Source organism: Streptomyces sp. NPDC034037 (assembly GCF_055575715.1).
Genome location: NZ_JBVISC010000013.1, coordinates 161,294 through 185,472, shown reverse-complemented (window position 1 = coordinate 185,472; position 24,179 = coordinate 161,294). Strand labels below are relative to the sequence as shown.

At 68.9% G+C, this 24,179-nt stretch carries 13 protein-coding genes and 1 pseudogene; 5 read left to right on the top strand and 9 right to left on the bottom strand.

The annotated features are described in order from the left end of the window. Window positions 1–28: 28 nt before the first annotated feature. The 4 genes from ACZ516_RS32525 to ACZ516_RS32510 form a co-directional block, all read right to left on the bottom strand. On the bottom strand, window positions 29–1,423 hold the full coding sequence (locus ACZ516_RS32525; protein WP_469013211.1) for an SPFH domain-containing protein: 1,395 nt from the start codon (window positions 1,421–1,423) through the stop codon (window positions 29–31). 298 nt (window positions 1,424–1,721) lie between these two features. Then, a complete protein-coding gene (locus ACZ516_RS32520) occupies window positions 1,722–2,945 on the bottom strand; it encodes a globin domain-containing protein (RefSeq protein WP_469013208.1) in 1,224 nt (407 codons plus the stop codon). Between the two features lie 363 nt (window positions 2,946–3,308). Further along, complete coding sequence (locus ACZ516_RS32515) at window positions 3,309–4,961, bottom strand: amidohydrolase (RefSeq protein ID WP_469013206.1); 1,653 nt, start codon at window positions 4,959–4,961, stop codon at window positions 3,309–3,311. A gap of 79 nt (window positions 4,962–5,040) precedes the next feature. Further along, the gene (locus tag ACZ516_RS32510) at window positions 5,041–6,645 is read right to left on the bottom strand and encodes an MFS transporter (protein WP_469013204.1); all 1,605 of its coding nucleotides are present in this window, start codon (window positions 6,643–6,645) and stop codon (window positions 5,041–5,043) included. A gap of 432 nt (window positions 6,646–7,077) precedes the next feature. Here ACZ516_RS32510 and ACZ516_RS32505 point away from each other — a divergent pair, with 432 nt between their 5' ends. Both ACZ516_RS32505 and ACZ516_RS32500 read left to right on the top strand, forming a co-directional pair. Next, on the top strand, window positions 7,078–8,577 hold the full coding sequence (locus ACZ516_RS32505) for a helix-turn-helix domain-containing protein (protein ID WP_469013203.1): 1,500 nt from the start codon (window positions 7,078–7,080) through the stop codon (window positions 8,575–8,577). A 695-nt stretch (window positions 8,578–9,272) separates the two neighbouring features. Next, window positions 9,273–10,166 carry a DUF6602 domain-containing protein gene (locus tag ACZ516_RS32500; RefSeq protein WP_358193435.1) on the top strand — a complete coding sequence of 298 codons (894 nt, stop codon included), beginning with the start codon at window positions 9,273–9,275 and terminating at the stop codon, window positions 10,164–10,166. Window positions 10,167–10,335: 169 nt separating this feature from the next. Here the strand turns inward: ACZ516_RS32500 and ACZ516_RS32495 are convergent, their stop codons facing one another. From ACZ516_RS32495 to ACZ516_RS32480, 4 genes are read right to left on the bottom strand one after another with little or no spacing between them, the layout of a single operon-like run. Beyond that, the gene (locus tag ACZ516_RS32495) at window positions 10,336–13,431 is read right to left on the bottom strand and encodes a pPIWI_RE module domain-containing protein (RefSeq protein WP_469013248.1); all 3,096 of its coding nucleotides are present in this window, start codon (window positions 13,429–13,431) and stop codon (window positions 10,336–10,338) included. Between the two features lie 33 nt (window positions 13,432–13,464). Then, window positions 13,465–17,133, bottom strand: coding sequence for a pPIWI_RE_Z domain-containing protein (locus ACZ516_RS32490; protein ID WP_469013200.1), 3,669 nt, complete (start codon window positions 17,131–17,133; stop codon window positions 13,465–13,467). After that, entirely contained in the window at window positions 17,126–18,316 is a 1,191-nt protein-coding gene (locus ACZ516_RS32485; RefSeq protein ID WP_469013198.1) for a pPIWI_RE_Y domain-containing protein, read from the bottom strand. Before ACZ516_RS32485 ends, ACZ516_RS32490 begins: the two co-directional genes overlap by 8 nt. Next, a complete protein-coding gene (locus ACZ516_RS32480; RefSeq protein WP_469013195.1) occupies window positions 18,313–20,034 on the bottom strand; it encodes a PD-(D/E)XK nuclease family protein in 1,722 nt (573 codons plus the stop codon). The genes ACZ516_RS32485 and ACZ516_RS32480 overlap by 4 nt, the downstream gene beginning before the upstream one ends. 239 nt (window positions 20,035–20,273) lie before the next feature. On the opposite strand from ACZ516_RS32480, the gene ACZ516_RS32475 reads away from it, so the two are divergent. From ACZ516_RS32475 to ACZ516_RS32465, 3 genes and pseudogenes are all read left to right on the top strand, one after another. Beyond that, entirely contained in the window at window positions 20,274–20,924 is a 651-nt protein-coding gene (locus ACZ516_RS32475; protein ID WP_469013194.1) for a serine/threonine-protein kinase, read from the top strand. Next, a pseudogene (locus tag ACZ516_RS32470) lies at window positions 20,888–21,028 on the top strand (serine/threonine protein kinase); the annotation flags it as partial. The gene ACZ516_RS32475 and the pseudogene ACZ516_RS32470, both read left to right, overlap by 37 nt. 249 nt (window positions 21,029–21,277) lie before the next feature. Next, the gene (locus ACZ516_RS32465; RefSeq protein WP_469013251.1) at window positions 21,278–21,718 is read left to right on the top strand and encodes a hypothetical protein; all 441 of its coding nucleotides are present in this window, start codon (window positions 21,278–21,280) and stop codon (window positions 21,716–21,718) included. Between the two features lie 59 nt (window positions 21,719–21,777). Here the strand turns inward: ACZ516_RS32465 and ACZ516_RS32460 are convergent, their stop codons facing one another. Further along, complete coding sequence (locus tag ACZ516_RS32460; RefSeq protein ID WP_351094651.1) at window positions 21,778–23,862, bottom strand: N-6 DNA methylase; 2,085 nt, start codon at window positions 23,860–23,862, stop codon at window positions 21,778–21,780. Window positions 23,863–24,179 lie beyond the last annotated feature (317 nt).

Sequence of the window (24,179 nt, the reverse complement as noted above, 5' to 3'; positions counted from 1 at the left end):
TTCGGTATTCCGTGTGTCAGAGGTCCGCTCAGGACTCCGCCGGTGCGCTGCCCCGCGAGGTGTAGAAGGCGACGGTCAAGTCCCGTACCAGCGCCCGGCGTTCGTAGTCGTCCAGTTCGACCAGGCCGCGCGAGGTCAGCCCGTGGATGGTCTCGGCCACGGCGTCGATGACCGAGGTCAGTACGGTGCCGCGGTGCTTGGCGTCGAGGGCGGCGATCTGGCTGCGCCGCATCGCGGCCGCCACCTCCGGCGCGTACTCGAGCCGGGTGGGCTGGGCGGAGAAGACCTCGATGCCCACCGGCAGGCAGCCGGCGGACAGGGTCTTCGTCAGCGTGTCGCCGACCGCCTCCGCGTCCCGCAGGGTCGGGGTGTCCTCGTGGAAGGCGTCGGCGGGCAGCTGGGAGAGCACCCGGGCCATCGTCGCCTCCACCTGTTCGCGCAGATACGCCTCGTGGTCGTTGACGGCGAGCAGCGCCCGCGCGGTGTCCTTGATCCGCCACACCACCAGGACGACGACGCGGAGCTGGACGCCGGCCGCGTCCACGGCGGGCATCGGCTCACTGCGCCAGTGCCGCAGCCGGACGTCCACTCTGCGGCGCAGCACCATCGGGTTGATCCAGACGAGCCCGGTGCGCCGCACGCTGCCCCGGTACCGTCCGAACAAGCTGAGCACCCAGGCGCTCCCGGCCCGCCCCCGGGTGAGCCCGCCGACCGCGAGCAGCACCACGACTCCGCCGCACCCGACCAGCGTCCACTCCCACCGCCGCACGGGGCCGTGGTCCGGGACGAGCGGCAGGCCCGCGGCGCGTACCGCACGCTCCGGGAGGAGGCCGTGCCACCAGAGCACGCTCGCGCAGCAGGCCGAGGCCAGGACGGCGAGGAGGATGGCCGCCCAGCCGGAGAACGAGCGGCCGCGCCGTTCCACCAGGCCGGGGTCGGCGGAGGGGGCGCGGCGCTGTGAGGGGTTCTCGCCGACGCGGTGGGGGCCGGGAGGGGGCGCGGCCGCCGGGCGCTTCTTCGGGCGGCTTGCGGCCGGAGTGGTTCCGGCGTCGGCGGGGGCCGGTGGCGGAGCGGTTGGGGCCGGAGCCGGGGCGCCGCCCGCGGCGGCCGGTTCGGCGGGCGCGGCGGGCGCGGCGGGCGCGGCGGGCGCGGCGGGCGCGGCGGGCGCGGCGGGCGCGGCGGGCGCGGCGGGCGCGGCGGGCGCGGCGGGCTCCAACAGCTCCTTGACGAGAGCGATTCCGGCCACGGCCACGTCCTGCGGGCGCGCCCGGCCCTCGGTCGGGACGGGCGGGTGCGCCGGACCGGTGATCTCCGGGCGCGGCGGTGCCACGCCCACCGAGGGCAGTTCCTCGGTGTCGTCCTGCGATGCGCGCGCCTCGTCGGGGCGGTGCGTCCCCTCTTCTCCCCTGTTCGCGGCTGCCATAGTGCTTCGCTCCGTCTCCGGTCTCCGGCGTCATCGGGCGCGCGGTGTCGCGCCCGTCCGCGCTCGCGGCGCGGTCCGTGCCCCGCCGGCCCCGGCGTGTGTCGTGGTGGTGATGTGTCGTTGCGGCGATGCGTCGAGGTGGCGGGGCCACAGCCGATGATCTTGCGCCTGCAACGAGAGCCTCACAGATCCCCCCGCGCGCCGGATCCGCTGAAGGTCCACAACCGCCGGGACTTCCGGCCCCCTTGGCCAGCCGTGGACGGCTGCGGACGGCAACGGGAGGCGGCGGTGGGCGGGTTCAGCTGTCGGCGTGGGCCAGCCACAGGTCAGGTCCGAAGACCTCATAACGGATGCGGCGGGCGGGGACGCCGGCCCGGAGCAGACCGGTGCGGACGGCGCGCATGAAGGGCAGCGAGCCGCACAGGTACACGTCGGTGTCGGCGGACAGGTCGAGGTCCGGTCCCAGGCCCGGGCCGTCCAGGGCCATCCGGCCCGGGCGCTCGCCGGCCTCCTCGTCCGCGCCCCGCTCGTACCAGAAGTGTGCCTGAGAGTTGGGGAGTTGGGACACCAGGCGCTCGGTGTCGGCGCGCAGGGCGTGGTCGGCCGGGCTGAGGTCGGCGTGCAGGACGCGCACCGGGCGGGACGAGCCGGTGGCGGCGAGGTGGGCGAGCATGCCGACCATCGGGGTGCAGCCGATCCCGGCGGAGACCAGCAGCAGCGGAGCGTCGCCGCCGTCGAGAACCACGTCGCCGAATGGTGCCGACAGGGTGAGTTCGTCGCCGGCCCGTACGGTGCGGTGCAGCGCGTTGGAGACCTCGCCCTCGGGGGCGTCGGCCACGCTCGCCACCCGCTTGACGGTGATCCGGCGCAGCCGGTCGCCGGGCGCGTCCGACAGGCTGTACTGGCGGGTCTGGTGGATGCCGTCGGGCATCAGCACCTTCACGCTGACGTACTGGCCGGCGCGCGCCCGGGGCAGCGGGCCGCCGTCGGCGGGGCGCAGCAGGAAGGAGACCGCGTCCGGGGTCTCCTCGCGCCGCTCCACCACCGTCCACCGGCGCCAAGGCCCCCGCGGATCGACCCCCGCCTCGTGGTAGAGGCGGGCTTCCCGCGCGATCAGTGCGCCCGCCATCAGCCAGTACACCTCGTCCCAGCCGGCGGCCACCTCCGGGGTGATCGCCTCGCCCAGGACCTCGGCGATCGCGCCGAAGAGGTACTTGTGGACGATCGTGTACTGGTCCTCGGTGACGCCGAGCGCGGCGTGCTTGTGCGCGATCCGCGACAGCAGGGCGTCCGGGTGGGCGTCGGGGTCGGCCAGCAGCGCCTTGGCGAACGCGGCGATGGATCCGGCCAGTGCCTGGCTCTGCTCGCCGCTGGCCTGGTTGCCGCGGTTGAACAACCCGTCCAGCAGCTCGGGACGCGCGCCGAACATGGCGGAGTAGAAGCGGCCCGTGATCTCGTTCAGGGCCGCGTCGACGGCGGGCAGGGTGGCGCGGACAACGGCGGCCGAGTCGGACGACAGCATGGGTCTCCCCGGGGTGATGGGAACGTGGGTGAGCGTCGACGAGAGCGGTTCTGCGCCCCTCGTCGCGGTGATCGCTCTGCCGATCGTGGTGCCCGGAACAGGCGATCCGGTAGAGGCGAACTGCCCTTCCGGCCAGGCCTTTCAGGCCAAGTACGAGGCGGGCGGCAGCGTCCGGCATGCTGGTGGTCGGGCCGTACGGAAACGAACGGAGCTGCGGTGGCGGAACGGAAGTCGCCCTGCGGCGGATCGCTCGGTCCGCGGCTGCCCCGGCGCCGACGCGGACTACGGGACGCTGAGCGCCGCGGCCCCGCGGACGCCGGTCGGTGCCGGGTCGCGGGGCATGGGGACGGTGCCTGGCCGGGGTCAGGCAGTGTAGGTCGGCCGGCCGTCCAGGTAGGTGGCGAGCACCTGGAGGTCACCGATGGTGTCCGGGTCCACCGCGTACGGGTCGTCGTTCAGGACCACCAGGTCGGCGTGCTTGCCCACTTCGAGGGAGCCGACCTCGTGCTCGCTCTGGAGCTGCCACGCGGAGTCGATGGTCTCGGCGCGGATCGCCTCGTCGAGGGTGACGCGGTTGCGCGGGCCCAGGACGCGGGCGCCGGAGCGGGTGCGGCGGGTGACCGCGACCTGGATGTTGCGCAGCGGCTCCACCGGGGTGACCGGCGAGTCGTTGTGGAAGGAGATCCGGATGCCGGCGTCCAGGGCGGCCCGGGCGTTGGCCCAGTCCTCGGCCCGCTCCCCGAACAGGCTCTCCACCAGGACGTCGCCCCAGTAGTAGATGTGGTCCACGAAGAGGCTGCAGGTGATGCCCAGCTTGGCGGCCCGCCGGTACTGCTCGCGGGTCATGGTGCCGCAGTGCTCGAAGCGGGTGCGGTGGTCCGGGCGGCCGTGCTCGTCCAGCACCTTCTCGAAGACGTCGAGCATCATGTCCACCGCCACGTCACCGTGGACGTGGCAGGCCAGCTGCCAGCCGCGCGGCAGGTACGCCTCGGCGATCGCGCGGGCCTGCTCCGCGGTGTAGTTGGCGCAGCCGCGGTGGTCGGGGCCAAGGCCGATGGCGGCGGTGCGGTCGTTGGTGAGGTACGGGAAGCTGGTGGCGATGTTACCGATCCACGGGCTTCCGTCGGCCCACATCTTGATGCCTATCTGGCGGAACATCGCGTCGCCCTGACCGGGGACGGCGTCCGTGTGCAGCTCCGCGTTGGACATCTCGTACGCCCGGACCCGCACCCGGGCCTGCGGGCTCCGGGCGAACTCGGCGCAGACCTCCCGCATGCCGGCCTTGAGGCCGAGGTCCCCGCAGGTGGTCAGACCACGGGCGGCGAGCACCTCGTGCTCGTTGGCGAGCAGCGCGGGGGCGCGGTCGGCGGGCGGGTTCAGCGGGGTGCCGATCATCATCAGGGAGGCCGGGGCCTCGACCGCCTTCCCGGTGGGTTCGCCGTCGGCGTCGCGCTCGAAGTGGCAGCCGGCCGGGTCCGGGGTGTCGCGGGTGAGCCCGATCGCCTTGATGGCCAGGGAGTTGCCCCAGGACATGTGCGCGGAGTTCTGGAGGATCGCGACCGGGTTGGCGGGGGCCAGCTCGTCCAGCCAGGCGCGGGTGGGCTCTCCGAGGCCCTCCTGGAGGAGGGTGTCCCAGCCGACGAAGGCCAGCGGCGCACCGGGTTCGGCGGCGGCGATGGTCTCGTTGATCCGTGCCCGCACGGCCTCGGCGGTGGGGCAGGTCATCGGGCGGATGTCCACCACGTCGGGGCCGTCGGTGGTCATGCTGACGCTCGGGTGGCCGTGCGCCTCGATGAAGCCTGGCAGCGCGGTACGTCCGCCGAGGTCGACGATGTCGGTGTCCGGGCCGGCCAGGGCGCGGATCTCGTCGCTGTCGCCGAGGGCGGTGATGCGGCCGCCGTTCACCGCGAGCGCCTCGGCCCGGGGTCGGGACGGGTCGACGGTGATCAGGTTGGCGTTGACGAAGATCCGCTCGGGTGCCTGGTCGGCGTTCTCGATCGCGGGGGTGGTGCTCATGGGGGACCTTCCTAGGGCGGTACGGGTGGTACGGGTGGGGGGAAGGGAGGCGGGCCAGGGGAGCCGGGCGCGCCAGAGGTCAGGCAGGTTCGTCGGTCCGCGCGGCCGCCTGAGCCCGTTCGGCCGCCTGAGCCAGTTCAGCCGCCTGGGCCAGTTCAGCCGGCTCGACCGGTTCAGCCGGCTCGACCGGTTCAGCCGGCTCGGCCGCTTCAGCCGGCTCGGCCCGTTCGGCCGGCTCGGTGGCGGCCCGGTTCGGGAGCGTTGCGGGGCCGTCGTCGTACCGGGGCCGCATCATCCGCCAGACGACCAGCGCGGCGACCGCGAGGAAGACGGCGACCAGCAGCATGCCGAGTCCGAAGCCGCGGGCGGCGGCGTGCCGCGGCGTACCGGAGGAGGCGGCGGTGAAGGAGTTCACCACCGGGATGAGACCGCCCAGGCCGAGCCCCATGCCCATCTGGCCGACCGCGGGCTTGACCGCGCCCACGGACCCGACCATCGAGGACGGCGCGGACCGCATCATCACCGCGGACTGGGGGTTCTGTGCCCAGGTGACGCCGAATCCGATCACCGTCGAGGTCGCCAGGAACAGCCACAGCGGGGTGTGTTCGGTGGTGAAGGCCATGGCCAGCAGGCCGACCGCGATGATGCCGAGACCGCTGACGAACATCGCCCGGTCGCTGATGCCCCGCCGGGTCTGGAAGGCCCCGGCCCCGAACGCACCGCCGATCGAACCCGCGCCGAACATCGCGATCACGATCGAGGAGACGAAGGCCGACTTGCCGAGCGTCCCCTGGACCATCAGCGGGTACTGCATGGTCACCGCCGCGTTGCCGAGGTTGAAGACCACCCCGACCACGATCGCCGCGACGAACGGGCGGGAGGTGAACAGCTCCATCGGGAAGGCCGGTTCGTCCACCCGCCGCTCCCAGGCGGCGAACAGGCCGAACAGCACCATCGCGGCCGACAGCAGCCCCAGCGTGACCGGCGACAGCCAGCCGTGCGCACTGACCTGGCTGAACCCTTCGATCAGGCAGATCAGCGCCAGGGCCGCGAGCAGCACCCCGACCGTGTCGAAGCGGCGCGCCTTCTCGGCCCGGCTGTCCGGCACCGTCAGGTACGCCCAGACGGTGGCGATCAGGCCGATCACCGGGACGACGAGGTAGCCGATCCGCCAGCTGAAATGCGTGACCAGCAGACCACCGCCGATACAGGCGACCACGATCATGATGCCCTGCACACCGAGCCAGATCCCGAACGCCCGGGGCAGCTCGCGCGGTCGGAACAGCAAGGGGATGATCGCCAGACTCATGCCGAAGGCCGCCGCCGTCCCGATACCGGTGACGACGCGTCCGACGAGGAAGACGACGCCGCTGCCGGCCAGGGCGGTCACCAGGCAGCCGACGACCGCGGCGAGCGCGCCGGCCAGCAGGACCTTGCGGCGTCCGCGCAGGTCGCCCAGGGACCCGGTGCCCAGCATCGAGGCCGCCAACAGCAGCGTGGCGATACTGGCCGCCAGCGTCATCGTTCCGGAGCTCATGCCCAGGCCCTCGGCGGCCCGCGGCAGGGCGGTGGAGTTCAGGCTCGGGTCGACCATCTGGATCGTGGAGACCGCGCTGACTCCCAGGAGGGCCGCCTCCCGCCGCCGCGGATTGCGCAGCATCCGGGGCGACCAGTTCTGCGGCACCGGTGGAACGGTGGAAACCGCGGGACCAGGCATTGTCGGTCATCTCCTCTACGGGGTCCGCCCGTTCCCGGTGCCGCGAAGTGGGCGGCGTTCTCCGGGCCGGCGGAGTGCTCGTGTGGTGTGCCCCCAGCCTGGGCCGCCCGGGCCGGCGGAATTTCCGGCGAAAGTCCCACCTCGCGGACCGGTGCCGACGGTGTGCCGGGGTGAGGCCGGCCCCCTGTGGCCACGCGGCCAGCCACCGCCACCCGCGAGCCGCACCGGAGGCGGTGCCGCACCGTCCCGGACGGCCGCCGGTGGCCACGCGTCCAGGGCGGATGGCCCGCCCCGGAGACCGGCCGGACGTCCCGAAACCGGCGAGACGGAAGACCCTGGGTGATTCCCGTCACCGGGCGGCGGTACCGCGGTGCGCGCACCGGCCGAAATAATGGGGGCATGGCGGTACAGACGTTGCAATTACTGGCGAATCTCGCCCCGCAGGCCCGTCTGATGGTCGGCGCCTGGGGTGTGGAGCGGCAGGTGACCGGCCTGACCGACCTGCGCGGACGCTCCCTGACGGAACCGGACCCGCCGCCGGCCGGACACGCCGTGGCCCTGGACGCCGCGGCCATCCCGACCTGCCGGGCCGCGCAGCGCGCCCTGATCGCCCGCCTGCGCCACGTACCGCTCGCGGTCGTCCAGGTGGCCGATGCCGCCCAGCCCGTCCCCATCGGTTTCCTCGCCTTGGCGGAGCAGTACGAGGTGCCGGTGGTGCGCTGGCTCCCGGCGCACGGCCAGGACCCGGCGGCCGAGATCCATGCCGCGTTGCACCACGTCCGGCCGGCTGTCCCGGAGCTGGGTGCCTGGGCCCGCGCGCTGGCCACCGAACTCGACGCGCACGTCCACGTCCTCGACGCCGGGCTGCGGCCTCTGGCCGGACACCCCGACGCGGGCGGTTCGCTGCTCGGTCGGCTGCGCGGCGAACTGCCGCCCGCAGCCGGCCACGACCCGATGTTCCGCACGGTGCTGGACTCCGGCGGCGCGCGGGTCCGGGTGCGGTCCATCGCCGTCGGCGGCGGTGTCCGGGCGGTGCTGCTGGTGACCGGCCGCTCCCTGGACACGGCCCGGCTGGAGCGCCTGGACCGTGCCGCGGCCGAGCTCGCCGACCACTTCAACCGGCGCCGCCCGCCCGCCCCGCACGAACTGCTCATGCTCCAGGCGGGTATACGGCTGCTGGCCGGCCACGCGCTGCGGAGCGGTGTGTGGAGCAAGGTCGTCGAGGAGTTCCGGCTCCCGCAGGCCGGCCCGTACGCGATGCTGGTGCTCACCGGTGCCTCGCCCACGCTGCTCGGCGCGGCGCTGGAGGAGTGCTGGGGCCTGGGGCGCTGGGTGACGCCGTGCGAGGTTCCCGAGGGGATGCTGCTGGTGGCCCGCGCCGAGGTCTTCCTGGACGCCCGCACCCTGGTCGACGGGCTGGCCGGCCACCTCACCCGCCCCGTGCACGCGGGCCTGGCCGCCCTCCAGCACCGCTCCGAAATGGGCGTCGCCTACGAACAGGCCCGCTCCGCCGCACGCCAGGCCGTTCGCCGGCAGGTTCCCCTGGTGACCCACGGCGAACTGGAGTGGCGGGATCTGGTGCCGGCGACCATCGACCTGGCCGGGGTGGCGCTGTTGCGCGCGCGCCTGCTGGAGACCCTGGAGACGGCGCCCGGCGGCAACGTCCTGCTGACGACGCTGCGCACCTGGGTCCGCGAGGAGTACCGCAACGACCGCACGGCCGCAGCCCTGGGCGTGCACCGCCACACCCTCAACAACCGCCTGCGCCGCTGCGAGCGACTCCTCGGCGCCCCGCTCCACGCCCCGGACACGTCCTTCGGCCTCTGGCTGCTCTTCCACGATGACGCGAACCCGGACGAAGGCGGGGGAAGGGGCGGTGCACGGCGCGGCCCGGGGTGAGGCGCGGGCGGGCCGGGGAGGCCCGGCGCGGGGGCGGTTCGCGGTCCGGGACGCATGGGGGCGGGCGCGCGGCGCCAATGCCGGTCAGGCCATCGGCACCGGTGATCGACGATCAGGTCGTCCGGGAGTACCGATCGGCGTGGGCGCACCGCCAGTCGGCCACCGTCGTATCGACACCAGGGAAAGCACTGTGGATCGTCTCCGAAACCAGGTCCTGCGTGAGCGTGCGGTATATCCAGGCACCGACTCACCGGCCCACGGCACGCCCCTGCGGTCCGACAGGCGGTTCGAACAGGGGCGAAGGGCGCCTGACACTCCACCAGAACGAGCGTCAGGACACCTCTCGGAGCCCGCAGCTCAGGCCCCCTTCGAGGCAGGCTCGAGAATCGCCACGCACTCCACATGATGCGTCATCGCGAAACATGTGGAACAAAATCGTGTGCAAGGAGTCGCAGGTCAGCGGCCCACTCGAGGAAATCGGGGCAAATTGACGGTGTGCATTGCGTGCGCTGCGTGCGTTACGTGCAGAGGTCTGACGCACGTCGCCACGGTTTGCACTGCCCTGACTCCACCTGCCCGTACGGTAGCAATCGCCCTCGTGATCGCCGTCGCTCGCGCCTGGTGACCTCAACTACCTCGCGCTGTCGGTGCATCTCCGTAGGCTTGCCCCGAGAGCCTAACCAGGAGGGCGATGCATGAGTACGGGGATGGATGTCCTCGACGCTTTCATTCAGGACGCCATGTTCTTGAAGGCGACCTTTCAGGAAACCTCGACGCTGAAGCACCCTACCGATCAAGGCAACGAGCGCGAGCACGCTGTCCGGACGACGGTCGGCAAGTATATTCATCGTAGGGCCGCGATCTACAAGCGTGCCGGAGTCGAGGATTCCAGTACCGGGGCTTGGTTCCATCAGCAGGATGTTGTACTGGCTGACCCAACGGTAGAGCCCCACCGCATCCTCAAGGACGACGGTCGGGTGTACATCGATCCATCGGCAGTGCACACCGTCATCGAAGTCAAGAGCACGGTGGACAGCGAGGTTCTATCTGGCGCCATGCAGTCGATCGCGAACGTGCAGACGGCGCCACGCCGCCGGCAGGCCGAGGTTCACCATCTTCGCTTCGCTTCCAGCGCCGGGCAGTTGAACTACGTGCCGACCTCGGGAGGGGTATTCGCGTACAGCTCCAAGTCCAAGCGCGTAAGAACAGTTACCCGCTGGATCGAGGGCTGGTGCCGTGACCGCACCCCGGAGGAGTGGCCCAAGTTCGTCACCATCGCCGACCTTGGCCACTTCATGTGGTGCGACCCCCGATCGGGAAACGCCGTCCCCTGGCCCACCACCGGCAAGGAAGTCCTCATGTGCTTCCAGGCCGCGCACCCGCACCATCCTCTGGTCGCGCTATCGACCCATCTCAACTACCTTTCCAGACTCTGGTGGGTGCCCGGAACAGCCTTCCAGTTGGGGGAAGTTGCCGAGATCCCGCACGGCCTTCGCGTGGGTGAGGCGATCTACCCGTCGGGGGTCACCGCACCAAGGAATTCCTGTCAGCACGCCTGTTTGGACTGTCAGAGGTTCGGTCCACGCTGACGGGGCTCACGCTGGCGCCCGGCCGTGCGCACTCAGCGAGTGATTGACGCGGCGGAGCCGCCCTTTCTCATCTTGATCAGGTGGCGAGTTTGAGGGTGACTACGGCACGGATGACGGCGGTGATCCCGGTGGACCGGCAGCGGAGCTTTCCTACGAACTGGTGCGTGATTCAGGAGAAGAGGGCGAGCTGCTCCTCCTCCGGAGCTTGCGCGAGGCCAGGCTCCTCCGCGTACTCCGGGTCCACATCTACCGGTTCGATGTTTACAGCCTCCGCGATCACGCCCAGCACCTCCGCCACTCGCTGATCATCGACACCGCCCTTTGTCTCGGCCGGGAAGGGTTCCTCAGCCTCAGCCTCTCCCTCGGTGACCGTCGGCAGTACGTAGTGCTGGGCGAGGCTCGCCAGATGCAGGGGCAACGGAAGCGATAGTGCGTCCAGATAGTCGGGGGCTTGGCGAAGTTGGTGCACCGCGAGGGCAAGCGCTTCGGGCGAATCGCCGGCGTCCTCGTGGCAGCCCAGGACCGCAACTTCCACCAGCCCAGGGTTCCAGGCGGGGATGTGCGTGTCGATAGTGGGTTTGCCTCTGTTGGGTCCCTGTCGCAGAGGGCGGGGGGCGATCTTGTCAGCCTCGACGGCGGAGTCCCGGAAGGTGCCTGCCTTCGGAGTGGTGCTGTAGAAGATCCGCCCTGAGGACCGAGGCGCGTCCTCGTCCTCAACCCAGAGGCCCTGGGGCAGGCCATTGACCTCGCCGGGAGCGGCGTTACCCCACCACTGTGGGGTCTCCCTACCTGCAGCGGTACGTACGCGAATCAACCGGAGATCGGGGTCCAGACCCGCTGGCTGGGCGTGCCCGGTCTTGATCAGGTCCTGTTCGGTTCGGCCGTCCTGGAGCCAGGGCCAGTGCAACCTGCTGTTCTGAGAATGGGTCAACAGCACGGTGGGACGACCGCGGAGTGAGCGGACCATCTTCTGGAGGTAGCGGGCGGTGGTCCTGCGCTGCTCGTCCATGTCCTGCTGCCAGACACTGTACGAACGCTGCGGGGGTACGGCAGCTACCGCTTCAGTGTTTCTGATGGTCCCGGGCTCAGCCCCTGCGTGTTCACTAACCTCCGGAATTTCGGCAGTTTTGACCAGGCCGAGCAGGAAGTGGGAGTAGGGGATCCAGCGTCCCTTCTGCTCGTCCCAGCCGGTGACTGCCGCCAGACCGCTGCCTGGTGCGAGCGGTGTGACCATGACGGCCACAGGGGTGTGGCGAGGAAGGCGCGTGGGACCGTCCTTTCGTCGCTTGACCATGTACGTGGCGACGTAGCGCAGGTTCTCGGGGAGGGCCTCGCCGAGCGTGTGCTCGGGCAGGACGCGGACGCCGAACTGACGCAGGGCGTCCTCCCATCCCGATCGGACCCGGTGCATGAGGTTCTTCTCGGTGTTGTGCCCCTTGGCCTTCTTTGGGACCAGCGCGAACTGCGTAAGAACGCCGACGTCCGCGCAGCCCAGCCGAAGCGCGTACTTGGGGTCGTCCAGCGGGTGCGCAAAGTCCTGCCGGCGGTCAATCTCCACGAGTGCGAAACCGGGGTGGAGCAGGTCGGCTCCGTCGGCTGCCAGAAATGCCCCGACCGCCTTGCGCCGGGTGCTGATGCCAGCCTCCAGTGCTTTGCCTCTCGGCCGCGCTTTGGCGTCGATGCCCAGGGTGTCGGTGATTCCGCCGGTGGCGCGTAGGCAGCGCAGGCGGAGGATGAGTTCGGATGACTTCCACTCGAGGATGACTGCGCTTCCGGGTGCGGCCCGCTCGTATTCTTCCTCGGCGCCGGCGGCTGCAGGACGTCCGCCGTCGCCGTCCAGCCCGAGGACATCAGTGAGGGCCTCGATAGCCGCCTCCCGGAAAGAAGGGCTCTGCCACACCAGCCGTGCTTCGACCAGGCCAGCGTCTCCCGTCCGCTCGAACGCCTCGGCGGTCTCTTGTCCCTTGTTGATCCTGGCGGCCACCGCAAGGGCGGTCCGGCGGGCACGGGCTTCGCGTTCCGCTTCGGCGTCCTTCTCCGCCGCTTTCGGCTTGGGCCGGACGTTCGCAGGAGCACTGCTGCCGACGCTGGCCCGGCTGAGGGCAGGAACCCGACGCATCTGCTCGGGCAACGCCTGTTCGGCCCATTCAACGATCTGTGAACGCTGGTGTGACATCAGGCCGGTACCGACGCCGTGCGCACCCAAATGTGTGCTGTGCACGACCGAGGCACGGGTGCCTTCTCCGTCGCCGATCCATTCCTCGGGTTCGGTAAGCAGTCTGACCGGGTCGGGGAAGGGCCGGTTGAGCGCCAGCCTGCCGAGAATCTGAGCTGGTCCGTTGTTCTTCCAGGCGTAGCCCTGGCTGGTGCGGTCCCAGGTCAGACGTGCCACCGCGTAACGGTCGCTGGTGGGCGTTCCTGACAGCCAGGGGATGCCCGGCAGCAGATAGACGGATGTGTCGCGCCCGGATGGCAGCCGCAGCCGCTGCTTCTTTGGGTCGAGGCGAGTTGCCCAGCGGCGTACTCCGGTGTGCAGGTGGAGCCGGGGCCGGGGGTCGAAGGGGACAGTGTGCAGCGAAATGTTGATCACGATGGAGAACCACCATTTCCGCCCCTTGACTACGTGTGAGAGAGGCTGGGAGAGGAGCTCTGCTCCCTGTTGGCGCGGGCCACGCGGTACGGCCCGGAAGTGCAGACTTCCGGCGCTGTGTTCGTAGGGGCCGAGGGCGAGGATGCGCCGGGCCAGGGCGTCGGTCGCGAGTTGGTACTGCCGGTCACGTGGGGCGGCGGTTCCGCCACCTTCGGTTGTGGGGCAACCTAGGAGGTCGACAGTGACGTCCTGCCATCGCGGCGGGCTTGAGTGCAGCGCTGTGTATGCGTTCAGGACTGCGCGGTGGTGCTCGGGTTCGGGGCGCAGGTCTTGGAGCCAGGCGCCGTTGAGCCGGTCCAGTGTGTCGCCGGGGAGCGGGTGTGGGACGTCGTACGGGGCGTAGAGCCAGAAGTCCTCGGCCAGTTGACGCGGGTCGCGAGGGCGGCCTCGCACGATCAAGTCGGGGGCGAGGCTCTGCAGGACTCCGTTGAAGCGGGCGACGGGCGCGGTTCGGTATGGCTCAGCCTTGGGAGCGCGGCCGAGGTTGCAGAGTTCCAGAACACTTTCGTGCCACTGCTCAGGGAAGGGCAACGTGCGGTAACGGGCGGTCCAGGGGGCGGCACCAGGCTTGAGGAGGTAGGCGGCCCTGCTGGTCTCGCGATATTTCGCGGCCATGGTCTTCACAGTCTCCTTGCAGTTCTCGGCGAGTCAGTTTCCGGCGCTCAAGCCGCACAGGGCGTCGTAGAGCGGGTGGTAGAGCGTGCGCACCAGGGCCGGGTCGGCGGGGTCGGGAAACGATTCGGGGGCGGTCTCCGCGTCGAAGTAGGGCGCGAGGACGTCACGGAGTTTGATGAGCAGACCGTCGTCGTTGCGTCGGCGTCCGCTCCGGGTCGCAGCGGTGGGCGGGGCTCCGGCCTCGGCGAGTGCGGGTGCGAAGGCCGCGTCGACGAACACCACTCGTGCGGGCACTCCTCCCCGCACCAAACGGCCGATGACCTGCCAGATGGTGACGAGCTGGTCCCAGGCGAAAGATGTCTTCTCCACGTCGCTGAGCCGGGAGTAGATGTACCGGCGGGATAGCAGGCGACGCCATTCCTGGCGGGCTGCGAGACGGAAGCCGAGCCCGGCGGCATCCAGCTCTGCCGCGTCGGCCACGAGCTTGCCGAAGGTTCCTGATTCGAGACCCGGCTGGTCACGGACAAACCTGGTGACCCAGTCGTTGACGGCGAAAACGGCGAGCGAGAGGTCGTCGGGTCGCGGGTGGGGGCGGGCGAGGAAGAGAACCGTGCCGAAGGCGGCCTTGTGGCTCTGATTGAGGATGTTGTGACCGCGCTCGATCGCCATCAGCGGGGCGACCAAGACTTCGGCGTCGTCGTCCTTGGCGAAGGCAGCCAGGTCACCACGGCGTACGGCAGAGGCAACTGTGGTGTCACCCGTGGCTGTGTCGCCGGGGCCTGTGTGATCGAGTTCGGCCTTGTCGGAGGCCAGAACTCGGACTTTTCCGCGCCAGCGCGGCATGCGTTCGAGGAGGTCGGCGGCGATCCTGGCGTCCTGGTAGCTGCCGACCAGGAGCAATGCCCGCCGGCGTTCGCCGTCCTCGATTCGGCGCAGTTCTCTATCGAGGAGCGATGCACTGCCCGGGGCCGACTTCCCGAGCTGGGTGACCATCTGGGCCAGGATCCGTTCACGGGTGTCGAGTTTGGCTCCGGAAAGCGTGAGCGGGGCCCCTTCGCCGTCGTAGAGGAACAGAGTCGTGAAGCGGGTCTGCCGAATGGAGTCGACCGCAGCCTGGTGGGGTTTGAGGATCGCCTTGACCGGGGCCATGACGTGGGCACGGGTCGATGTCCCGGCCCAGCTGGTGCCGGACATGAGCAGCACGTGGGGTCCTAGTCGCCCCGCTGCGGGGTCGGCCCCGAGTTCGGGAAGGTTGAGTAGCAGTTCCCGACCGACGCCGGCGCAGCGGAAGAAGCGGAGGGTGCCGCTGCGCTGTTCGTCACCGTCCGGCCCTCGCTCTGGGTCTTCGGGCAGGTACTGGAATCCGAGGACATTCCCCATCGGGGCTTCTGGCACTACTGGTGCGTAATCCAGGGGCGGTCTGCGGGACAGTTCGTTGTCGGCGGTGTCCAGGTGGAGAGCGGCCTCGGCCTGGGGCCATAGAAAGGTGACGCGTTCGAGTCGCTGGTGCAGTGCGGCCAGTACCAGGGTGAATTCGAGGCGCCGCCCCTCACGCTCCAGCCAGGGCTCGCTGCCCCAGGTGTCCACGGGGTCGCGGGGAGGTTTCCCCGGCTCGGGTGCCTCTTGGCGCAGTGAACCGTCCAGCAGGGGCGATCCGGTGAGTAGGTCATCGAGAAGGGAGCGGACGCGTTGGCTGGTCACCGCCTGGTCAAGGTGGTGGAGTAGGTCTCCGGCCCTGCGGATCAGGGTGTCGGTGAGGTCGTTGTGCGGGCCCCGATCACCGATCGGGTCGTCGCGGAAGGCGTCGAGGGCCTCGGTCACGGTGGTGCGGCGGGGGTCCCACGGCTCAGTGCCCGGTGTCCGCGGCATGGATGTGAGGCCCTCGGGCTCGTCGTCGGAGTCGTAGACCTCGGCGTCGGAGGCGATCCCGTCGGGGAGGGAACCATCGGTGCGCGGGCGCGGGTACCACTCGTTGACGAGTTTCTCCTGGAGTGTCCAGGCACTGAAGTACTCGATGTCCGCCCACCGACGGAGGTCGTCGTCGGTGATCAGCCTGCGGTAGAGGCGATTGGCGGCAACGTGCACGAGGTCCAGGGAGGCTGACCAGCGTTCGACATCACGCGCCGAGAGCGGCAAGCGGCCCTGCCGGGCGAGCTCGTCGATCTTGTGGATGCCGAGTCGGTCAAGCCAGGATTCCGGACCACGCACGATCAAAGTCGCGGACGGGGCGAAGGCAGTGTCGAGCTGCATCTGTACGCGGTCTGCCTCGTCAACGATGACGATGTCGCTACGCAGGCAAGCGAGTTCGAGGTGTCGCAGACGTTCGGTGTTGAGGTGGTTCGGAACGGCACTCTGCAACAGGCTGGCAGGGTTCGCCACCCAAATCACGGCATCGACCAGATCTCGGTCAGTGGCGTGCCGGGGGCAGACGCTCCACACCGGACAGCCGTGGTCGAACGGGGAAGCCTTCGGCTCCGCCGCTTTCGTCCTTCCTTCCGCGGGCTTCTCGTTCATGTCGTGCCGATACACGGGCATCTGGATGTTCCCGGCGACGGTCCGAGTGGGCTCTTTGACGGGGCTCAGTTCCGTGCATGGGGCATCGACGTAGCGGAGGGGTTCAGCCGCTTCCAGTCCGCGCTGCGCGTCGAGTACGCACACTGTGCTCAGGATGTCGAAGGCTGGATCGTCGTGCTGAAGCAGAGATGCCTGGCCGCGTGCGGCAAGCCGGCGGTGTAGCCGGGAGGCATGCTGCTCGCGGGTCGTGCCGCCGATGACAGGAGCTGCATTCAGCCCGAGGTCCTGGAACTGGCCGACCAAGGTGAGCTGTTCTGCGACGTCACCGACGACCAGAGTCGTACGCAATCCCTTCCGGGCACCCCAGACGGCGATGAGATTCATCAGGGTGCTCTTCCCTGCACCCACCATGCCGACCAGGTGGAGCAGCCGGTCCAGGGGCAAGACCGTCGTCTTCTCGAAGCGCAGCCCATCGGCAGTCAGGACGTCGAGTTGCAGATCCTCCAAGCGTCGCACCCAATGGGCGGAGGGGAGGCCGCGAGCAGTCTCGGTCTCCTCCATCCAGCGTGCGGTTTCGGCGAGTTCAGCCAGTGGGATGTCCAAGGGCTGGCCCGTGGTCTCGGGGAACCGGCTCAGGTCGTGTCCGGTCGCTGGCGGAAAGCACAGCTGCTCGGGGATGGTCACGGAGGCTGGCCGGTGCCGCTCGGTGAACCGGGACTGACCTGCTGGGGCAAGCTGCAGCTGGCGCTGGTCAAAGTCTGGAAGCTGGGACAGTGCGCGCTCAAACCTGTCGAAGCGGTCCCCTGCGACTGTCGGCTCGACCCGCCGGGCCGGTCCTCCTCCGGTGGGGAGCCGGTATCCGCGGAGCCTTTCGGGCAGATGAACATACGTATCCAGGCACTGATGCCACATGCGGCGACGGCGCAGCTTCCATAGCAGGTGACGTGCTGCCCCCAGGCGGGCGTTCTGTGCTGGGGTGGACGCGATGCCCGCGGCCGCAGCGAAGGGGTAGCCACCCAGGAGGGTGTAGACACCCCGGGCGTCGCGGGACGGGTCGAGACCCTCCATCAGATAGAGGCCGAGTTCCACCTGGCACAGCAGAGAGGGGCTGACATCTTGATATTCGAGGGGCCAGAGGGGCTCCAGGGCTTTGGCCAGTGGCTGGTACCACTCGCTGCTATTACGCACGGTCGGTTCCGTTCGTCGGTGCGGGGTCCGTCAGGTGGGGGTCGTTTGCCTCACGGAGCCGGGCGGTGGCGAGTGTGACTAGCCGGTCGTCGGTGAGCAGAGGAAGGCCCTCGGCTGAGAGGGGGCGGTTGCGCCGGTACGTGCCGATGTAGTCGCGGTGGGATTCGACTTGTTCGCGGGGGGCCACCCAGCACGATTCGTTGTACGGCGGCTCTGGGCGGACGGGTTTCGCGGACCTGCCGAGCAGGCCGGGATGCTTCCAGTCCTTGACGTCGATGGCCCAGACGTACCCGTCGGGGAAGGTCACGCGCAAGTCGTAGGCGTCGAAGCCGGGCCATAGCTGAACCTCCAGCCCGAGGGCGCTCAGCCGGGCCTCCAGTGCCACCTCGGCACGCCCCGGGCTGGTGACGAACTGCCGCAGTGGCCGCACCAGCTGAAGCAGTCCAGCCGCTTCGGTCCCGCCCAGTGTCCGTCCATGCGGGGGCGCTCCCCTGCGCCGGCACCGGTCCCGCTCGCACCACCACGTTCCGCCGGCTACCGGCGTGAGCATGGTCAAACAGCGACCGCAGGTTACGTAGGTGCCCTCAAATTCGTAGGAGGCCGGAACTGGCGCATAGCACTGGTCCAGGAGCTCCTGTACCGGGGCAAGGAACAGGTCGGTGTCAGTCTCGAATCGTTCTACTCCGGTGAGTACCGGACGCTCGACCAGGAGTCTCCGAAAGGCTACGTAGGACTCGGGCGACGACGCCTTGCGGCAGAGGCGCATCGCTGTGTGGACGACCTCCCGGTCGAATTGCGCGGCGCCTGCGTCCTTGCCTCTGATCCACCACTCGTGGCAAAGCTGTGTGGGAACCAGCGCCTCTGGATCCACCAGGTAGTCGTCCGGCCCGAAGGCATCCGGCGGCAGGTCGAGGGGCCAGTCCTCCAGAGGACGGGTGTGGCACCAGAAGAGCAGTTCGGGGAGGCTACGGGGTACCTCCTCAGCACCCCTGAGGAGGCAGGCGAGGACGGTCCGGTCGAGCGCGCGCTGGGCTTCGGCCGGGTAGGGCAGTTTGAACGAGGAGAGGGACCCGAGGTCTGCGAGTTGGATGACCGCGCCGGCCAGCGTGCGGACCAGGCGCACGTCGGGGAAATCGAGCCAGTCGCCTCGGTGGGTGGCGTGTGCGTCGGAGGCGGTGGTCATCGGGGTCCCTCCTTTTTCGTGGCTAGATGCTCGATGCCCGGGTGGCACCATTCGAGGGCCTCGCAACTGCTGCAGTATCGGCCTGGATTGGCCGAGTAGTCCTGATCCTCAACCCAGGGTTGGGCGAGCTGCGCGATCACGTCTCTTGCCTCGTCGACGGTCCCTGGGCGCGAGGGGTCCAGCTCCTCAAAGGTCACGTCGTCGGTGTGTAGTAGTTCGAGCTCGACCCTGGAACGCGTCACGTCACCGCCCAGGACTCCTGCGGCCAGCATCACCACGCCTAGCGCCAGCTGGGGGTAGCGCGACAACAGCGACTCCCCCTCGTAGAGGTATCGGCTCGCGGTCTTGGTCTCCCGCCAGATCCAGCCCCCGCGGCGGGTGTGGAGCAGATCGGGGGTGGCTATCAGGATGAGATCGAGTTCAGGGTCGTAGCAGACCGCCTGGTACTGAACACGCACTTCCTCCTCTGCGGCGAGGCCGTCCAACGGACAGTAGAAGGCGTGCTGCTCGAGCATGGCGGCGCCGTCGAGTGCTTCCTTCCCGCTCAGGTGCAGGACGCCCGCGCCCCAAGACGCAGGATCTACAGGACCAGGGAGCACCTGACACGCCTGGTAAGGCGTGATGCCGTGCCGTTGATTCAGGATGTCGTCGACCACGCGGCCACGTCGCACTTCTGGACTTTCGGGTTTCGCGGATCGCAGTTTGAGCTGCCGAGTCGCGTGATACTTCGCCGGACAGTCCCGATAGGCGCGCAGATCGGTGACCGAGAGACTGCGCCGAGGGCGCTTGCGCTCAGGAGAGGTGATCCTCAGCAGTTCCGGGGTGCGCGGGAGGGCACTGCAGCCACTTAGCGCCTTGCAGTCGACACAACTGCTTCCGGGATGGGTCCCGGTCCCATCGATGGCCTGGCGCAACGCAGGCCACCCCTCCGCTGTGAAATGCTGCCGGGCCTCATACCTGTTCCAGTCGAGCAGCTCGTTGTGCTTGCCGTCTCCACAGCCGAATTCGATGACCCTGACCTTCTCAGGCAAGGCGGTGCGAAACTGCGGGAGTTCATGGAAGGGGACTGGAATGTGCCGTTTCCGCCATCCTCCACCCGCCGGCCGCCCGCGTGCCGCGACGTAGGCGGCTGCGGCCTTCTCCCCCTTAGGGCGATCTTCCTTGGCTGCGCCGAAGCTGAGCAACCACAGTTCCCTCGTGGAGTCGTCGAGGGCCGCGTAGCGGCGTCCCCAAGCGGTCATCTCGTAGGTGTCCACACCTCGCTCGTCAACCGGCCCAGGATCCTGGCCGAGCACCCACATGTCACGGACCGGGACGCTGAGCGGAAGGTGCGCGGCCTGGCGGGCGCTCTGGTCCGCCACCCGGGCCGCCAGATAACGCCGGACCGCTTCGGCTGACCATGACAGCAGCAAGGGGTGCGCTTCCCGCCGACGGTAAAGCCCGAAAGTTCCCTTCGTTCGCTGAAGTTCTCCGATCACCCACTCCAGGTCGTTGCCCTCGTGTTCAATCAGGTCGAGTGCATCCATGAAAACCTTGAGCGTGAAGTCCTGTAGACGCTCGCCGTGTTCAGGGGGATTGGGATCGGGAACCAACATCGGGCGGGCGTCACTCCCGCGCTTCGTGGGGCAATCTCGGGGGTCAAGCCGCGCCGCACCGAGGTTCGTGCGCACCAGTTTGATGTCACCGATCGTCCCGGCGGGGCGAGGCCAGCTGCTCATGCTCTCCTCCAAGCCATACGACAACGACGTCCAGCGGACATCACATAGATAGCCGGGTTTCGACTGCCTCCAGCATGACACAGAAACGCTGTGAACTCAGTCCATGCATGAAACACGCTCCGTCCGTTTTACACTGACAGCATCCGTCGATCAACGACCTGGCGGAAACCGGAACCCTGCCACCGGCGCGGACCTCTCTGCGTGTCGGATGCGGGACGCTTCAAAGGCGAGGGGCGGGCATGAAGAAGGACGAGGTGCTGGGCGGTCGATACAAACTGCTCAGGCACCTGGGCAGCGGCGGCATGGCCGTCGTCTGGCAGGCGGAGGACCTGCAGAAGGGGAGCCTGGTAGCCGTCAAGTGCCTGCGCACTAGAAGCGAGCTCCTGGACTCACTCGACGAGGACGAGGCGCACAGCGAGCTGCGGCGCATGCGAGGCCGTTTCCGGCGTGAGGGCTCCCTCCTCGGACGGCTGCGCAACAGAAGCATTCCTGAGCTGTACGACCAAGGCGCCCATGCCTCCGAGCCCTACCTTGTGATGCGCTACGTCGCTGGCAAGCCCCTACACCTCTTCCTCGACCAATACACCCCCACGAACGAGGTCAGCGCGGCCATCGGGGTTCAGATCGCCGAGGCTCTGGCCTGCGCGCACGACCTGCCGGTAGTGCACCGCGACCTCAAGCCGTACAACTTGATCATCGACGAGAACGGCGTGGTCGTCCTTATCGACTTCGGCATCGCCAAGCCGCTCTGGCCTGGCGTCACTGACTACACCCAGCATGGTTCCACTGTAGGAAGCAGGGGGTATGAGGCACCAGAGCGATCCTGGAGCGCCAGATCACGCCGAAGACCGACTTGTACGCGCTCGGCTGCGTCCTCTATCACTTGTTGACCGGTCATCCGCCCTTCTCCGGGGACGGTCTGAAGCACCAGCACGTGCACGCCGAGCCGATCCCGCCGACCTGCCATGTCGGGCACATCCCAGCGGAGCTAGACGAGCTGGTCCTGAAGTTGCTGGCGAAGGAGCCGGAGGACCGGCCGGAGTGCGCTCGCACGGTCGCGGAGGTCCTGCGGAGGCACGCTCCTCGCCCGGGTGACGCGGCCCCTTCCCCTCGGCTGGAACCGGACCCCACGCGCCCATTGCGACTGCCGGACGAATACGATCTGCCCGCCGAGCCGGTGACAACAGCACCCGTAATCAAGCCGAGCGGCAGGCGCCGCGGTTCTGTGTTCCTCAGTCGCCGAATGTTTCAGGAGGTAGTTGCCGAAGCCGAGGCCGAGATCGAATCCGGTGATCCCGCTAGCGCGGTGGACAAGCTGGTAGAGCTGCTGCCCGCCGCACGGCGGGACTGGGGCATCTTCGATCCGCGGGTCCGGGCGGCCTTGCGCGTAGCCGCGAACGGTATGCGTATCGCGGGGCGCTGCAAGGAAGCGATCGCACTCTACGAGGCGCTGGCCGTGCGAGCTGAGGGCAGCGGGAGTCCGGACGATCTGGCCGACCACCTGGAAGGGACTCTAGGCGCGGCGGAGTGCCGCATCCCTTTCGGTGACCTGCTCCCCGCCGCGGCGGCGCGGGCCGTGGTACTCGGAGAGCTGGCCCGCGTCACAGGCCCTCGTGCCCGAGTGCTGGAAGAGCGGTGCCGCGAGGTTGGCATCGAGCTTGAGGAGTTGGGCTTTGAGGCGTAGGAAGGGTGGTGTTGTGCCAGTGCCCTCCATACCCCCCTCTGCGACACGGGGTGGCCGCCTCATCGGCGCAGCTTTCCGCCCGCGAGCCCGTCCCCGAGACCCCGAATAAGGTCCTCGCCCACCGCTGCCAGGGAGCGGAATGCTTCCTCAAGTGCCAGCAGTTCCTTGAAGGCCGCCCCGTACTCCCGCTGCTCGGCGAGAGAAAGCTGCAGCACCTGCAGTTTGCGTACGTCGATACGGGCCGAGCTGGAAGTGTGGGAGCCGGCCTGTCGCGCGTTTGCCGGAGCACGCAGGCAACCTGCGAGGAACCAGGGATCGAGGATCTCAGGATCCGGTCGCAACGCGTAGAGCTGGGGTCCCAGCACCATGGGCGTGTCTTCTTGGACCCAGACGCGATATGCCCGCTCGACACCCGCCACGATGACATCCCCGGGCTCGGCCACAGTGAGCGATCCAGCGCTGAGGCCCTCCTGCACCTCGGCTGCTGCCAGCCAGCTCCCCGGCCAGACTCCCAGGATGAGGTCGGGAACGCTAACGACCGGCACCGCACCGTCCGGTAGTGCGTCGCGGTGTAGGAGCTCGCTGGGAAGCGTCTGCCCTTGCCATAGCTTGAGCGCGCGAGCGCGGTCCAGGTCCGAGACCGTGACAGTGGACGCAACGTCGTCGTCCGCCGACAGGGCGATCGCCGCGAGGGACCGGGAATAGCTGCGCACCTCGTCGAGCAGGCCGTCCAGGCGGCCCCAGGATTCATGGAGCTTGGCCTGGGCCTCCATCGCCGTCTCTGGTACATGGCGGGCGGGCGTGAGATCTGTCTGCTCGTCGAGTAGGTCCATCACGGGGATGATGACGCACCCCTCCGGCAGGTGCTCCTTCGCTCCCCTCCTATGTTCCCCAGACCAAGAATGAGCGCGCACCGCATCGAGTACGCGTCCGCTCAACTTCGGCCAGTCGATGCTCTGAGCTCTCCGGGACGCCCCCCGCGAAGTGGCCGCGTCAAGCAAGAACAGACCGTCGCCGGAAACCGGCCCGTCGGCGGTTGATGGTGCCTGGAGAATCCACAACTGTAGTGAGACGCTGTGTGGTTGCGCGGCCCCGGCCGGAAGCGCAACCACTCCCCGCAAGACGCCCGTGCGCAGCAGCGCACTGCGAATACGCCTGCCCGCACGCCGGGAGGCTACCGCCGGCGGCAGGAGGAGGACGGCCACACCGCCGGATGCAAGTCTCGCCAGTGCGTGCTCGATCCAGGCAAGTTCGGGCTCGGTCCTCGGCGGCAGTCCGTAGACCCAACGGGGATCAGTGGCCAGTTCCTCGTGACCCCAGTCGCGCGCGTTGAACGGAGGGTTACACACAACGATGTCGGCCTGTTCGGCATCCTGTGGGTCTGCGCGAAGCGAGTCGCCTGCCCTGATCTCGGCGACTACACCGCCCCTGCCCGCCCGGGCGAAACCCAGGCGGGCCGCTGCTAGCGCGGCAAGCACAGGATCGACGTCGGTCCCGAGAAGGACCAGAGCCGCGGAGTCAGCCTCCGCCCCGTGCTCTCTCATACCCTCGTCAGCAGCCAAGAGCAGCCCACCGACGCCACATGCGGGGTCGAGTACGACCGTTCGCGTACTCCTGCCCCCGGCCCCGTCGGCCCTGACGGCCAGAGCGATGTCCACCATTAGCTGACCAAGTTGATTTGGAGTCGTGCTGACCTGCCGCACATGAACATCGAGCCAGCGCGACAGCAGGAAGTCGAAGGTCTCGCGGCCTCCCTCATAGCGTGCGGCGTCGACCGTTTCATCCACTACCTGGGCGGCCTCTTGTGGAAGGGAGGACTGCACAGGAACCGCCTGGTCCACGCCATCCGCGGCGAGGAGGCGCCGACCGGCTTCCGCAAGCGCCGCGCCCATCACCGCACGGTCTCCCAGAACCTCGTAGAGCGGCCACAAACGCTCCCGCAGCCGGATCCGCTCGATCTTCCCGTTCGCGTGGAGCCATTGTTCGACGTCGGCTAGGGAGAACTGCGGGCTGGCATCCGTCCCACCGACAGGAGTCGGAAACGAATCGTGCCGACGCCGCCAGTTGCTTACTGCTGCTCGACCAACACCCGCGATCCGTGCGATTCCAGCCAGTGTGACAGGCGCATCGATGGCGTTGGGCATGCGATTCTCCGAGCTCGTGGCGATTTTCGGACGGGTTTGACGGGCGTACCACCACCGTAGTCCAGCCAACCAGGCCAGGGCAATCATTGACTGAGTTCACAGCACTGCATCCCTGCAGAGCCCCTCCCGCATGGCCATCATCACGCGGCTAACGACTCCCAGATGGAGTCGACTATTGATCTTTGCCCTGTGCGGCGCGGACGTGGGTCCGTTGACTTCTTCGTTCGTCGTTTCGCGGAGCCCGATTTCTGACTGTGTGCACGTCGCTGTAAACAGCCGTGCGGCACGTCTCATTCGAACGAAGATCCTCTCATGAT